Below are 14,852 nucleotides of genomic sequence, written 5' to 3'. Positions count from 1 at the left end.
GCCTTACATATGATTTTGGAAGAATACTATAAAAATATAATTCTGACAACTGCTGTTTGGTTGGTTTATTTTGTTATCAGATATGCGATACGTTCGTCAGTTAAAGCTTTTGGGAAACGTCAGAATCTCGCTCATTTACGAATAATGCACGTCAGCAAGGTGTTTATTGTATTCGTATTGATACTTGTACTGGTTTCTACTGGAGTGATATGGAATATTTCTCTTGAAGGCCTGTCATTATATATCACTTCATTTTTTACAATAGCAGGGATTGGGTTGTTTGCGTCATGGTCGATTCTTAGTAATATAACCGCTGCTGTTATTTTATTTTTCTATTTTCCTTATAAAATTGGAGATAGAATAAAGATTCTGGATGGTGATCAGACGTTAGAGGGGACCATCAATGATATGACACTTTTTACTATAATTATTACTACTCTCAAGGAAGAAGTAGTAGTAATACCAAATAATGTGATTCTATCAAAGAGTACTGTAAGGTTCGATTAAAATATGAATAGGAATATTTCCTATTGTAAATTTCCAAGAAAACATGATTGAGTTATGAGTGTGTAAAGTCTAAGTTTGCAAACTTAAATTCCCAAAATTTCATGTATAACATAGAATCTAACTCTCCTCAAAACCTTCTCATCATACGTGTGGAAGGAGAATTAACTGAATGGCAAATTAAAAATGGGCGTAGGGCTATTAAAGAGGAAATCAAACTTCTAAAAAAAGGTTTTACAGTCATCAATGACATTTCTAAGATGTTACAAACCACACAAAACATTGCCAATCAAATTCGAAAAATACAACTGTTACTATTTAATGCAGGCATGGGACAAATAGTAAGAGTAGTTGGTAATCCCGTTTCTAAAAGACAAATGGTTTTAAATAGTGATTCAATCGGTTATAATGCAATAGAAGTAGAGTCTTTTGAAGAGGCAATGGATATTGCTACAGATATAGTGAAGTACAACCATTGATATTAGTCAGCTACATTTTTACTGTTGTTACTATAAATTGCTTGAAATTTTCACGTGGTATTACTAAACAAATTATAACAAATGAAAATAGTAGGAATAGGTAAGAACTATGTTAACGACTTAGCTGATAAACCAACAGACAAAGGAACCCCCATCATTTTTACTAAACCAGAATCTACACTTCTTAAGACTAATGAAGGCCTAAAATTACCTTCAATTTCGGATGAAGTGTGGTACGAAATAGAAATCGCATTTAGGATTGGAGAAAAATGCAAGGATGTAAACGCTTCTGAGGCTTTTAAATATATCGATGCTTTGGCCCTTGCCAATGACTTAACGGCTAAAGATGTACTTTCTGCAAGTAGAGAAAAAAAAGGGCCTTGGGCGTTGGCTAAAGGTTTCGATGGTGCTACACCGATGGGAGAGTTTATACCAGTATCAAATTTTGAAGATGTAATGAATATTAACTTTTCTCTTGAAATCAATGGAGAGGAAAAGCAAAACGGAAATACTTCATTAATGATATTTACTTTGGCTGAGGTGATCGAGTATGTTTCTTCATTTATGACACTTGAGCCTGGAGACGTGATACTTACTGGTACACCAGCGCATGGTGTTTCTACTTTGAAATCCGGTGACCATTTAATTGGGAAAATAGAAGGCAAAGTAGAGTTAGAAACTAGAGTACTCTAATTTTTAAACCCCATCGTTTGTATCATTCCTGAACACAGCATGAAATGAAGGTGGGGTTGTTTACATTCTGATTTAAGCAGCATTATTTACTTCACGTATAAGCCATCTTTTGGCGATAGGAAGTATAGTTTCATTTACTGGAAACTTCCATTTACTTGTAAATAGATAGGTTGCAGGATTAGGAAGTTCTGATATTTGTTGAATTAATTTCAGTTTAACATTACTCACTGTGTTACTTATAGATCTGATTTCAGTTGTCAAGTAAGACGTATTAACCATACTAAAGGTTTCATGTTCATGCTCAATCATTGACACTTTGAATCTATAAATTTGCATTTCAGAGATGTCTTCTTCAGTCAAAAGAATATAGCCCTCCCGTTTATACAATGGCATCAGACCGACTTCGTCTATTGTCAAGTTTTCTTCTACGAAATCATACAGTTCTTTACCGTAGTTGATAGTCTGATCAAAGTTCGGAAGGGCGTATTCTATAATGTCCGAAATTTCTTTCATAATTTCATCATCATCAACTAGTTTTTTATAGTTGATATTTAAGTTTTTAAGGTCAATACCAGTAGCTAGCTTGGGGAAGCTATCGAAAATGAGGCTCTTGTTTTCCTTAAGTTTCTTGAGGTTATTAAAATGGAAGATAAGTTCTCCCAGTTGGGGATATAAAAGATGATGATGAAACTTTTCTTTGACATTCTTTAAGTATGCAAGAAGTGTGTATTTCTTATATTCAAAATCAATTAGGTGTTCAGTCAACCAGTTAGCATTTAATTGATCCATACGTTTCTTCTATTTGATTATCAATGAAATATAATAAAAAATAGAATTAGTATGAATATGCTATTTGGCAGGTATGTCGTTATCGTAAAGTAAACTGACTATACTTTATAGTTCCTAGCTCCAAAAATAGAACTCCCCACTCTTATCATATTACTACCATTCTTAATGGCTATTTGATAATCACCACTCATGCCCATAGATAGGGTTTTTAGGTCTAATTGTGAATGAGATAAGCTATTTTGATACTGATCGTATATAGCCTTTAAGCTAGAAAACTCTTTTGCAACCTGATCTTTATCAGAGGTGTTAGTCGCCATGCCCATCAGACCAACAATGCGTACATTGCTTAATGTATTAAGTATTTCAATGTCAAATATCGTTGACAATTCTTCAGTTGTCAATCCAAACTTAGTTTCCTCTTGAGCAATATGGACTTGAATAAGACAATCAATAACACGATCGTTTTTTTTACCTTCTTTATTGATTTCTTTAAGTAGTCGATCAGAGTCTACTGCATGAATTAGTGAAACAAAAGGGGCTATATATTTAACCTTATTGCGTTGCAAATGGCCGATATAGTGCCATTCAATATCTTTTGGAAGGGACTCATGTTTCGATACTAGTTCTTGAACTTTATTTTCTCCAAATATTCGCTGACCAGCATCATACGCTTTTTTAAGAACTTCGTTTGGTTTAGTCTTACTTACAGCGACTAACTGAACGTTTTCCGGTATGGAAGATAGGATGGATGCTAAATTTTTCTCTATATCTGGAGTCATATGGTATTATTAGGATATTGCAAATCTAGAACCATCCCAAAACAATGAATAGTTCTTGTGATTGTAATTGGAACAACTGTATTAGAAACTACTTTTTTCTTTCTTTTTTGATTTTTTCTAGGTCTTGCATTTCATCTCTCAACCTAGCTGCTTCTATGAAGTCAAGATCTTTAGCGGCTTTTTCCATGAGTTTTTTCGTTTGCCCGATCATCTTATCAAGAGCCTCTACACTCATATATTGTACTACCGGATCTGCTGCAATGTTTGCTTCTTCATCTTCAATGTAATAGTTCTTCGATCCTTTCTTGGAGTCAGCTACAGAAGTCTGTTCAAGTATTTTCTCTTTGGATTTACGTACTGTTTTAGGAACGATACCATGCTTTTCATTATATGCCATCTGAATTCCTCTACGACGATTAGTTTCATCAATAGATACCTGCATAGAGTTTGTAATTTTATCAGCATACATAATGACCATTCCATTTTCGTTTCGAGCGGCACGACCTATCGTTTGTACGAGTGACCTTACATTTCTAAGAAAACCTTCCTTGTCTGCATCGATTATGGCGACTAAGGAGACTTCTGGTAGATCAAGACCTTCTCGTAAGAGGTTAACTCCCACAAGAACATCAAATACTCCTAAACGAAGTTCCCTTAAAATTTCTACTCTGTCTAGTGTATCAACTTCTGAATGAATGTATCTTGTTTTGATATTAAGGTCTATGAGATACTTAGAAAGTTCCTCCGCCATGCGTTTAGTCAGGGTCGTTACTAGTATTCTTTCATCTTTTTTGATGCGTTCGTCGATTTCCTCCATTAAATCATCCACTTGATTTATACTAGGACGAACTTCAATTTTAGGGTCAAGCAGTCCTGTAGGTCGAATAACTTGTTCTACAACAACTCCATCAGTTTCTCTCAACTCATAATCACCTGGTGTAGCACTTACATATATAGTTTGTGCTACGATGGATTCAAACTCCTCAAATTTCAATGGACGGTTATCCATAGCAGAAGGAAGTCTATAGCCATGATCTACCAGATTAACTTTCCTAGCTCTATCACCTCCCCACATAGCTCTGATTTGAGGTAGCGTTACATGGCTTTCATCTATCATCAAAAGGAAGTCATCGGGGAAATAGTCAAGCAAGCAGAATGGTCGTTGTCCTTGGGTTCGCCTGTCAAAATACCTAGAGTAGTTTTCAACACCAGAGCAATACCCTAATTCACGCATCATTTCCATATCGAATTCCGTTCGCTCTTGAATTCGCTTAGCTTCATATGGACGACCTTCTTCTTCAAAATATTGAATTTGAAGAACCATATCATCCTGTATCTCTCGTATGGCTTGATGCAACAAGTCTTTGCCTGTTACGAATAAGTTCGCAGGGAAAACTGTTACGATTTTTTCATCAGATATTTTCTTCCCTGATATGGGATCTATTCTTTGAATAGCTTCAATTTCATCTCCCCAAAACAAAAATCGGTATGCAAAGTCTCCATAGGCTATGAATAAGTCTACAGTATCTCCTTTTACTCTGAAAGTTCCTCTTTTGAAGTCATTTTCAGTTCTAGAGTATAAAATGTCAACAAACTGAAAAAGTAACTGGTTGCGTGATACTTGTTGTCCGACTTTAAGTGTAACTATGTTTTTACCAAACTCTTCAGGGTTACCAATACCATAGATACAAGAAACAGAGGCTACTACAATTACGTCACGACGTCCTGTTAAAAGACTAGAAGTAGCAGCAAGTCTTAATTTTTCAATTTCTTCATTAATGCTGAGATCTTTTTCTATATAAAGTCCAGTAGTAGGAAGAAAGGCTTCTGGTTGATAATAGTCATAATAGCTAATGAAATATTCTACAGCATTTTCTGGAAAGAACTGTTTCATTTCACCATATAGTTGTGCAGCTAGTGTTTTGTTATGACAGAGTATTAACGTAGGTCTTGCAGTTTCTTTGATGACATTGGCCATTGTGAAAGTCTTACCTGACCCTGTAACTCCAAGAAGAACTTGCGATTTCTCACCATTTTCTACTCCTTCGGATAATTGTTTGATGGCTTGTGGTTGGTCTCCTGTAGGTTTGAATTCGGAAGATATTTTAAACTCCATGCTTATTCTTTACTGGATATTTGGTAGTTGATAAGTGCACCCAAAGGTACAAGCATTACAGGTAGGTTGATCCATAATACGATCTCCCAACCTAAATGATACACTACGTAACCTGCAGATAGAGCTGCTGCTGCCTGAGTACTAAATACCATCAGTTCGTTTACAGCTTGTACTCTGAACTTCTCTTCAGGCTTGTAGGATAAAGGTAGGAGAGATGTGCCTCCTACAAAAAGGAAGTTCCAACCGATACCCAATAAAATCAATGACATCCAGTAGTTCCATAAATCATGTCCATTTAGTGCTACTGCAATACATAATATGTAAGCAAGTAATCCTCCGTACATCAATTTAGGTACTCCAATTCGTGCAATAATAAACGGAACTATTAGAGATGGAACAAACATGGAAACGATATGACTTTGAATTACCCATTTTGTATGATGTAAACTATGGCCATCCATTGTATGCATGCTGACAGGGGTGGCAGTCATGATAAAACTCATAATAGCATATCCAAACATAGCTCCGGCAACAGCAACTAAAAAAACGGGTTGACTGATGATTTTCCATAAGGGTCGTCCTTTAGACTGGCCCTTATCTTGTTTTATAGTAGTGTTTTGAAATAATAGTATGATTAAGAATCCGATAGTAAACAAAACAGCTAATAGAATAAATGATCCGCTGAATTCACTCTTAAATAAGTTCTTTCCGTATACCGCTATTTCTGGGCCAATAAAGGCTGCAGCTATACCCCCAAGAAGAACCGTAGAGGCTGCCTTTGGCATATCTTTAATTTCAACACTTTCCATAGCAGCAAATCGAAAATGATTAGTACTAGCGATCATTACACCAATTAACCCAGAACTGATACAGAACAAGATGAATGAGCCATTAGTAATGCTATAAGCTGCTAGAAAGGCAGCAAGAATTCCAAGTATTGCAAATAGAAGGAAGGTTTTTTTACGCCCTAGAGCCTTCATGGTCATAGCAACTGGTACAGTGGCGATGGCAGTGCCAATAACAATACTAGCCACTGGAAGAGTAGATAGTGTTTCTTCTGGAGCGAGTTTTGCTCCTACTATTCCTCCAACAAAAACTACTAATGAAGCTGCTGACATCATCAACGCCTGAGCGATGGTGAGTATCCAGACGTTTTTTTTAAGAGATGTAGACATTTAAATATTTACTCGTTCCAGATTTTCCAACTGGCTTCGGCTTGGCCAACCAGCATATTATACCCATTTTTGACTTTAGCGTTCAATTTAAGACCTTCTTTCATAAACGCAGTAACTTCTGGATTGTAAACCAAATCAAAAAGTAAATGGTTCTCGGTAATGGACGAATATGGTAATTGAGGTTTATCCTCCACATTTGGAAATGTTCCAAGAGGAGTTGTATTTACTATCAATTTATGATCCTCAATGATTTCAGGGTTTTTCATAATAGACTCATAATCTATTATATCTCCTTTAGCAGATCTAGATACCATCAAATAATCTATCTGCAAATCTCCCAAAGCACATTTAACAGCATTAGAGGCTCCTCCAGTACCTAGAATTAAAGCTTTTTTATTCTTTAATTCCCAGTTTTCTTTAAGTGAATTTTTGAAGCCTAAATAATCTGTATTGTATCCTTTTAGTTTACCATTTGACAATACTTTGATTGTATTGACAGCTCCAATTGATTTTGCATTGCTATCAAGCTCATCGAGGTATTCCATTACATCCAACTTGTAAGGAATAGTTACATTAAGTCCTAGGAGAGAGTTTTTATAGTCCTCTATTAACTTAGGAAAAGACTGTATGGTTGGTAACTCAAATAGTTCATAATTACATCCTTCAATATTTTCCTTGATAAACTTGTTACTAAAATAATTTTTAGAAAATGAATGTTTAAGAGTTTTACCAATTAGTCCGAATTGTCTCATTTATTTCTTGTTTGAGCTAGATATTATTAGAGCAACCTTTTCCATTATTACAACTATCATAAACCCTAGCGACATGAAAAGAATAGCTTGAATAATATAAGGGTCATTACCTGTTTCAGAAAGGTATTTTGTAGGTAATAAGTTCTTTTCGAAGACTGGAATTTGCTCTCCCTTATGGTTGATTTCAAATAGTGTAGCCACTTTCCAAGGCCATATCTTATTTAGTGAGCCTACCATAAAACCTGCTAACAAAGAGATGGCATAGTTTTGGAACTTATCTAAGAACCATGAAATAAGCCTTGAAAAAGTAAATAAACCAGCTATACAACCAGTTCCAAAAACTGCAATAACTCCAAAATCTAGATTTTTTACAGCACTAATGACATAAGTGTACTTACCTAGAATAAGAAGAATAAAGCTTCCAGAAATTCCCGGTAGAATCATAGCACATATAGCCAAAGCCCCACTTAAAAATACAAACCAAAGTTCATCAGGTGTTCTTGCTGGTGTTATAATTGTGATTAAATATGCAAGAGCAATTCCAATTAATCCTGATATAATTACACCAATATTCCATTTTGATATTTCTTTAGCTACAGAAATAGACGAAATGACGATCAAGCCAAAAAAGAATGACCATAATTGAATCGGTTGAGATTCAAGTAGGTGAGAAATTATTTTTGCTAATGTAAGTACACTTAAACCTATGCCAGATACTAGAGGTAAAAGAAAAGAGCCATTTACATGGCTCCATAATTTCTTGAATTTTAGCTGGGTTAATAGTCTAATCGCTGATTTATCAAAAGAGTTGATACTTTTTAACAACTCTCCGTATATTCCAGTAATGAAGGCTATCGTGCCACCTGATACTCCAGGTACTACATCTGCACTTCCCATTCCTATTCCTTTGAGGAACAGGAATGCGTAGTCCTTGAAAGATTTCATCTTATTTTATTTATCCAGATTTAAGAAGTGATCAAATGTATCACCTCTTAAGCCTAACCTAATTGTCTCCAAAGGTATAACTTCGTTGGGTGCAATGTTACCGAGGTTGACATTAGCTCCCAATAATTTTATAAACCAAACTTGTTGTTCTTTTTTGGGTGCTTCCCATAGGATTTTCTCCATTGGGATTTTTGTAAGAATCTCTTGAACTAATCCAGATCTGACTTCTCCAGTCGATCTGAACAATCCAACATTGCCACCTTCTCTAGCTTCTCCAATTACTTTCCATGCGCCTGCGTCCAATTCTTTCTGCATCAATTCAATCCACATGTACGGTGGTATTATATCTGCAGCGTCTTTAGACCCAACTTCAGAAAGAACTGTTACTTGCTTAGAAAGAGCTTTGATGTACTCACACTTTTTATTGTGATCAAGAGAGATAGATCCATCAGATACCTCAGCATGTTCTAAATTGTATTTGTCAAGAACCTTTCTGTAATCATCAAACTGGTCTCTGATTACAAATGCTTCAAAAAGAGTACCTCCCAAATAACAAGGAATCCCTGCGTTTTTGTAAAAGTCTAGTTTCTTGTCAAGATTATTAGTAACGTAAGAAGTAGCCCAACCTAACTTGATGATATCAATGTAATCACCACACGTTTCAATCAAGTCCTCTGCCTCTCTTACACTCAAGCCCTTGTCCATCACCATTGTAAAGCCTTTTTCTCTAGGCTTAGAGGTGCGCTCAGGCAGATTTTTAATATCGTAATTCATTAAAAAATTATAAATGCTCTAATACATAAATGCGCTGCAAATAAATTGATATTAGGCGTATTTACAAACTATCTCAACAAAGCTTTTATCATTACTTATACTGCTGTATGATCTTGTAAATTGCTTTTTGAGTTTCAAGATTTGGAAAATAGTCGTACAAAATGGTATGTCCTTCATAGTTTAGATAAAGTGCCTTCTCTAAAAATGAGAAAGCTTCTTTATACTTTCCATCTTGTAAAAGATACACTACCGCAGTATAATATAAAGACGAATCTTCCGGAAGTTCCTCGATGCCATCTTGTATAATATTGATAGCTTGTTCACTATCGCCCTGTTCATGATAGATCAAAGACCATTTTTTCCAAATTTCAGGGTTAGTTGCATCAAGTTGACTAGCTTCATCATATGCATCGATACTAGAAACTACATTTCCAACTTTATATTCAGCGTGCGCTAGTGCAGTCCAGTAGTCTGGATTTTCTACACTTAGTTTTAGAGCTTTGTTAAAGAAATGTACAGCTTCATACCATTTATTTTGATGGCCGAGACAAATTCCTGTACAGTACCAAGCCTCATCATAGAATTGATCCAATTTTGTGGCTTTTCTATAATATCTTATGGCAAGGTCATAATTTTCCATTCCTTCATATACTGTACCTATGCTGAAATAAATTTCGGGGGTAGGACCTTCTAGTTCTAGAGTAAACTTAAATGAATCTAGAGCTTGCTCAAAACGCTTTTGCATCATGAGTGAGTTACCCATGTTGAAATATGCTGAGCTATATTTTTCATCTATAGCCACGCAATATTCATATGCACTTACAGCTTCTTCGTATCTTTCAAGTTTATTATATATTATGCCAAGGTTGTACCAAGCATATTCGGAATACGGATCTCTGTCAATGAACTCTTGATAGTATTCAAGACTGGTTTCTAACTCGCCAGTAACATCCAGACAATACGCTAATTCATATAGGGCTCCTTCATTATTTAAGTTTTCTTCCAAAGATTTTTTGAAGTGAGTTATTGCATCCTCATATTTTCCTTGGTTTTGATAGGAAAGCCCCATACTATAGTATATTTCATCTTTTTCAGACGAAAAATCTAGCGCTCTTTCAAAGCAGTTGAGCGCTTCTTCATGTTCTTGATTCAGTACATGTATATTTCCTTTAATAAGAAAAATATCACTGTCGCCAGGATTTAAGTTAGCAGCTTGTTCTAACAAATCAAGAGCGATATTGTATTCCTGAAGGTTAGAGTAAGTTTGGGCTTTAAGAATTAAGAATTCTACCGCATAGGGATGTTGATCTATAGCATAACTTAAAGCTTTAAGCGCTTTTCTGAATTTGGATTGATCAAGATAGTAATGAACAATCTTTTCAAAATCGTCGGCTGAAAAATAGAAGTTGGTTTTTTGATCTCTAAAAGTCTCGTATTTCTTGATGAGCTCTTTGTCTTCGTTTCTTTTTTTGAAATTTTCTTCCATTCTACAGTTGAGTTGCAGCTACAAAGATAGATTAAGTGATTGAGTCGGCTTTGATGGGTTACAAGATAAGTATTCTGATGTATAATGCTGACTATTGTATTTATTAATTATCCACATAGGTTTGTGATGGGAATTGAACTAATGTATCCTAAGTCTCATAAAATCAATATCGTAAAGTATAGTTTTGGTTTTGTAAAAAATTAATGATTGGTTCGAATCTTTATTAAATATGAAGTATTTCCAAGTCTTTTTTGATTCTACAGTCTCGTATTCTAAATGGCTATGGTCACAGATTACATTAGAAGAGGATACTTTATGGGGAAACTATTTTTACTTTCTAATAATAGTCTCATTGTTATTTTTTGTTTTGGAGTGGTTTTTCCCTTGGAGAAAGAAACAACCAAAAATCAGAATAGATTTTTGGTTGGACACATTTTATATGTTCTTTAACTTCTTTGCTTTCTCGGTAATAGTATTTGCTGGAATATCTGAGGTTGGAGTAATGTTATGGTTAGATTTTCTTTCTTTTTTAGGAGTACAAAAAATTGTAATGTTCAATGTGTCTGATTGGCCTAATTGGATTCAGTTATTGACGCTTTTTGTTTTAAAAGACTTTATTGAATGGTGGATTCATAGGATGCTCCATACCGTACCGTTTTTGTGGAAGTTTCACCAAGTACATCATAGCGCTAAGCAAATGGGGTTTGCGGCACACTTAAGGTTTCATTGGATGGAAAACGTGCTATACAAATCAATTGAATATGTACCCCTTGCGATTATTGGATTCGGGTTGGACGATTTCTTTTTAGTACATGCTTTTGCAATAGTCATAGGACATTGGAATCATGCTAATTTTAGATTACCGATTGGACCTTTTAGATTTCTATTAAACAATCCTTCTATGCACATATGGCATCATGCCAAACATTTACCAATAGATCGAACCAATGGTGTTAATTTTGGATTGACATTGAGTGTTTGGGATTACATCTTTAGAACAAATTATGAACCTTATGACGGTAGGGATATTGAGTTAGGTTTTGCCGAAGATGAATACTTTCCCAAGACTTTTAAGGAACAATTGACACAAGGTTTTAACAAAAAGTGATAGATATTAATTGCGATTTAGGGGAGGGGACTGGGAATGATCCGGTAATTATGCCTTATATAACTAGTGTAAATATTGCATGCGGAGGACATTTTGGAAATAAGAAGACTGTGGAGGAATGTCTTCGACTCGCTATAAAAAACAATGTAAAATGTGGCGCACATCCCTCATATCCTGATTTGAAAAATTTTGGAAGGGAATCTATTTCCATTGAAATATCGCCACTTTTAGATTCAATAAAAAAACAAATACATTTATTTACCAGCTGCTGTGAAGATTTAAAGTTGTCATGCAATCACATAAAGTTTCATGGAGCTTTATATAATGATCTAAATACAAATAAGGAGTTGGCAAGTGTGATGGTGGAGCTATTGCAAGACTTAAATTTACATGTCCCTGTGTTTGCTCCTTGGGAATCAGTATTTTCAGAAGCTTGTCAAAACAATGGAATAGATGTTTTATATGAGGTGTTTGCTGATCGAAACTACAATGAAGATTTATCTTTAGTTTCTAGGAAAGAACTAAATGCTATAGTTTCATTAGAAGAGATTAAAAGCCATGTTCTAAGAATGATTGATGAAGGAGTTGTCCGTAGTGTGTCAGGAGTTGAGGTTCCTATAGCTGTTGATACTATTTGTATACATGGAGACGGCAATCATGCAATAGAAGTTGCTAAACTAGTTCAAGAGGTTGTTATCTGATTATTTCGATATTAAAATAAAGCGATTTGGCTCAAGAGCAATTCTTTTAGAATGGCCTGATCTGATTTCTGAGAATACTCTTTTTGAAATCAAAACAGTAGAGCATTTAATAAAGGGAGATTTTAATGATGAAATTATTGATACTGTTGAGACTTACAATAGCTTAACAGTATTTCCAGATGTTAATAAGCATAGTTTGGATGTATGGATTAAGCGAATAACTTCTTTGGCATTGAGATCTGAAAGCTTCATAGATAGTAAGTTGTCTAAGGTTTGGCAGGTTCCTGTTTGTTATGATGAAGAGTTTGGTATTGACTTGAAGCAAATGTCTATTAGCTTAAAAATACCAATCGAAGAAATTGTTGAATTACATTCAATGCCAGAGTATTTGGTCTACTTTATAGGTTTTTTACCAGGCTTTCTTTATTTGGGAGGGTTAGATGAAAGACTATACTATCCTAGGAAATCGATACCTCGTGCTAAAATAGCAAAAGGGTCTATTGCTATTGGTGGACGACAGACTGGAATTTATCCAAATGTATCACCTGCTGGGTGGAGTATAATAGGAAGGAGCCCAGTTAATTTTTTTGAAATTGGCCAAAGTCAGCCAACATTTGCCGTTTCTGGGGACAAGGTGAAGTTTATTCCAGTTTCAAAAAAAGGATACGATTGTATCCATTCAGAAGTAGTTTCAAGAAAATATATAATAAAGCATGAGTAGGTTATTTGTAGAATCTACTGGTGTATATTGTTCCATTCAGGATTTTGGTCGGTTTGGTTATAAAAAACTTGGAGTACCCGAATCAGGTGTAATGGATAGGGTTCATGCTGGTATTGCTAATCTTATTTTGAGAAATAATTTCTACGATCCTTTGATAGAGCTAGCTTTTGGAGGATTGAAAATTAGGTCCCAAGGTAAGACATTAATTTCCGTTACTGGCCCCATCGACTTTGTTTGGGTAAATGGTAAGAAAGTTTCAAGCTTTACCGTTATTCATCTTGAAGATAATGACACGCTTAGTATCCCTTATTTTTCGGTTGGTGTATATACATACTTGGCAGTAATTGGAGGTATTCATACAGAAGAGGTTTTAGGTAGTTGTTCACAAACTAAACATATTACTAAAAAAGAAAGAGTTTTTAAGGGAGATGTATTTGAGGTAAAAGAGTCCGATAGAATAATCAACCTAGGAGCTAAGGTAAAAAAGAACCAAAACTATTTTTCTGAAGGTTTTATTGAAGTTTATAAAGGTCCCGATTACCAAGAAGGTTTAATTGATATCAGCAATTATTTCAAGATTTCTAATAAGAGCAATAGACAGGCATATCTATTGCATTCTAATTCAGGTAATATTGATTTTAAAGAAATTTTAACCTCATCCGTTATGCCAGGTACTGTACAATTGACCAAAAGTGGACAGTTGAATGTTCTTATGAGAGATAGTCAGACAACTGGCGGTTATCCTCGGGTTTTTCAACTGACCGAAGAATCTATAGGTCGTTTGGCTCAAAGAAGACCTGGTGGAAAAGTCAAGTTTCGAGTATTGGATTAAAACCCAGTTTCTTTTCCATTTACGGATACTAGCTCACATCTAGCTGAACCAATAAAAAGTTTGGATTGAATTTGTACAGGGTGTTGGTTTTTATCGTTGGTCATCCATACGTATACAGGTCTATCGTCTTTTAGCTTTTCTTGATCAGGCATCAAAAGTCTAAGCTTATGAGTAGATATACTTTTACCATTTATTTTAATATTTTCAGTGCCCATATACTTAAGTCCAACTCTATATAGATCATGCTTATAGAGTGTTTTGATCATGACAGTATCGTTCTTGCTTTTCTTACTCCAGTCGACAGCTTTCTTGAAATAAACAAATGTTCCCAGTATGTCAAAAGAATTTTCTTCTAAATCTACCGTCCATTTTCTGTCAGGGTTTTCTTTCCTCCAATCTTTAGCTTTAATAATGATGGTGCTGTCTGTATAATTGAATGTATTCCATTGTTCCCAATGACTATCTCCAGCAGTGACATCTTTATAGGAAGAATAGCTTTTTAATGGGTAGCTTTGGACGTAAGCTAAATAATCGTCGTCAAGATTTGAAAGCCAATTCCCTAATCCTAGAGTAGTAGTATGAACATCAACTCTATGCATATTTTTACCACTAATTAAAGTGTCGTTTTCCGATATTGATACACGTCCGCTCCCGAGAGAAAACCAACCTAGCTTTAGTTTGTATTTATAAACATCCACTTTGTTTTTTGAACTTGTTTCACTCAAAGTATCGAATGCAACAGAACTGATTATTAATAATGTGAGTGATATTGCTTTCATTGGTAGTTTTAATTCCATCATATCAGTAGCCATAATGTTCATTTATTATTCCATGAATCACAAGAACTGTTCCAGATTATCTTTAGATATGTTCGTATGCGTATTCTACTTTGTCTACTTTTTAGAATTTTGCGTTCTTTTTTCTCTTTTTTGAATTCCAGAAAAGTATATGATATGACGAATGAGGAAGGTTTGATTTTTGTAGGGTAGAAAAAGGTC

Annotated in this window: 16 protein-coding genes; 7 read left to right on the top strand and 9 right to left on the bottom strand. The window is 34.9% G+C overall.

Annotated elements, in window-relative coordinates:
• Positions 1-9: 9 nt before the first annotated feature.
• The 3 genes from DKG80_RS05855 to DKG80_RS05845 all read left to right on the top strand — a co-directional run bounded on the left by DKG80_RS05855 (position 10) and on the right by DKG80_RS05845 (position 1,676).
• Positions 10-507, top strand: a complete 498-nt coding sequence (locus tag DKG80_RS05855) for a mechanosensitive ion channel domain-containing protein (RefSeq protein WP_109830386.1) — start codon at positions 10-12, stop codon at positions 505-507.
• A gap of 101 nt (positions 508-608) precedes the next feature.
• Complete coding sequence (locus DKG80_RS05850; RefSeq protein WP_109830385.1) at positions 609-983, top strand: hypothetical protein; 375 nt, start codon at positions 609-611, stop codon at positions 981-983.
• An 81-nt stretch (positions 984-1,064) separates the two neighbouring features.
• Positions 1,065-1,676 carry a fumarylacetoacetate hydrolase family protein gene (locus DKG80_RS05845; protein WP_109830384.1) on the top strand — a complete coding sequence of 204 codons (612 nt, stop codon included), beginning with the start codon at positions 1,065-1,067 and terminating at the stop codon, positions 1,674-1,676.
• A gap of 72 nt (positions 1,677-1,748) precedes the next feature.
• On the opposite strand, the gene DKG80_RS05840 is transcribed toward DKG80_RS05845, so the two are convergent.
• The 8 genes from DKG80_RS05840 to DKG80_RS05805 all read right to left on the bottom strand — a co-directional run bounded on the left by DKG80_RS05840 (position 1,749) and on the right by DKG80_RS05805 (position 10,492).
• Positions 1,749-2,465, bottom strand: coding sequence for a hypothetical protein (locus DKG80_RS05840; RefSeq protein WP_109830383.1), 717 nt, complete (start codon positions 2,463-2,465; stop codon positions 1,749-1,751).
• 98 nt (positions 2,466-2,563) lie between these two features.
• Positions 2,564-3,244 (bottom strand): YggS family pyridoxal phosphate-dependent enzyme, encoded by a 681-nt coding sequence (locus DKG80_RS05835; protein WP_109830382.1) that lies wholly within the window; start codon positions 3,242-3,244, stop codon positions 2,564-2,566.
• Between the two features lie 88 nt (positions 3,245-3,332).
• A complete protein-coding gene (uvrB, locus tag DKG80_RS05830; protein WP_109830381.1) occupies positions 3,333-5,360 on the bottom strand; it encodes an excinuclease ABC subunit UvrB in 2,028 nt (675 codons plus the stop codon).
• Positions 5,361-5,362: 2 nt separating this feature from the next.
• A complete protein-coding gene (locus tag DKG80_RS05825; RefSeq protein WP_109830380.1) occupies positions 5,363-6,535 on the bottom strand; it encodes an MFS transporter in 1,173 nt (390 codons plus the stop codon).
• An 8-nt stretch (positions 6,536-6,543) separates the two neighbouring features.
• On the bottom strand, positions 6,544-7,287 hold the full coding sequence (locus DKG80_RS05820; RefSeq protein ID WP_109830379.1) for a shikimate dehydrogenase family protein: 744 nt from the start codon (positions 7,285-7,287) through the stop codon (positions 6,544-6,546).
• Positions 7,288-8,232 carry a DUF368 domain-containing protein gene (locus tag DKG80_RS05815; RefSeq protein WP_109830378.1) on the bottom strand — a complete coding sequence of 315 codons (945 nt, stop codon included), beginning with the start codon at positions 8,230-8,232 and terminating at the stop codon, positions 7,288-7,290.
• A gap of 6 nt (positions 8,233-8,238) precedes the next feature.
• Positions 8,239-9,006, bottom strand: coding sequence for a phosphosulfolactate synthase (locus DKG80_RS05810; protein WP_109830377.1), 768 nt, complete (start codon positions 9,004-9,006; stop codon positions 8,239-8,241).
• A 91-nt stretch (positions 9,007-9,097) separates the two neighbouring features.
• The gene (locus DKG80_RS05805; RefSeq protein WP_109830376.1) at positions 9,098-10,492 is read right to left on the bottom strand and encodes a tetratricopeptide repeat protein; all 1,395 of its coding nucleotides are present in this window, start codon (positions 10,490-10,492) and stop codon (positions 9,098-9,100) included.
• Positions 10,493-10,721: 229 nt separating this feature from the next.
• On the opposite strand from DKG80_RS05805, the gene DKG80_RS05800 reads away from it, so the two are divergent.
• From DKG80_RS05800 to DKG80_RS05785, 4 genes are read left to right on the top strand one after another with little or no spacing between them, the layout of a single operon-like run.
• The gene (locus DKG80_RS05800) at positions 10,722-11,600 is read left to right on the top strand and encodes a sterol desaturase family protein (RefSeq protein WP_109830375.1); all 879 of its coding nucleotides are present in this window, start codon (positions 10,722-10,724) and stop codon (positions 11,598-11,600) included.
• A complete protein-coding gene (gene pxpA / locus DKG80_RS05795) occupies positions 11,597-12,301 on the top strand; it encodes a 5-oxoprolinase subunit PxpA (RefSeq protein ID WP_109830374.1) in 705 nt (234 codons plus the stop codon). The genes DKG80_RS05800 and pxpA overlap by 4 nt, the downstream gene beginning before the upstream one ends.
• Positions 12,291-13,022 (top strand): 5-oxoprolinase subunit PxpB, encoded by a 732-nt coding sequence (gene pxpB, locus DKG80_RS05790; protein ID WP_109830373.1) that lies wholly within the window; start codon positions 12,291-12,293, stop codon positions 13,020-13,022. Before pxpA ends, pxpB begins: the two co-directional genes overlap by 11 nt.
• Entirely contained in the window at positions 13,015-13,854 is an 840-nt protein-coding gene (locus DKG80_RS05785; RefSeq protein ID WP_109830372.1) for a 5-oxoprolinase subunit C family protein, read from the top strand. Before pxpB ends, DKG80_RS05785 begins: the two co-directional genes overlap by 8 nt.
• On the opposite strand, the gene DKG80_RS05780 is transcribed toward DKG80_RS05785, so the two are convergent.
• Positions 13,851-14,666, bottom strand: coding sequence for a DUF3108 domain-containing protein (locus DKG80_RS05780; protein WP_162555707.1), 816 nt, complete (start codon positions 14,664-14,666; stop codon positions 13,851-13,853). The two genes, DKG80_RS05785 and DKG80_RS05780, sit on opposite strands and share 4 nt — an antisense overlap.
• Positions 14,667-14,852 lie beyond the last annotated feature (186 nt).

The sequence above is a fragment of the Reichenbachiella versicolor genome (genome assembly GCF_003171675.1).
In the GTDB taxonomy this organism is placed as follows: domain Bacteria; phylum Bacteroidota; class Bacteroidia; order Cytophagales; family Cyclobacteriaceae; genus Reichenbachiella; species Reichenbachiella versicolor.
The sequence above is the reverse complement of the archived record's forward strand: the minus strand, read 5'-3'. Positions and strand labels throughout refer to the sequence as shown.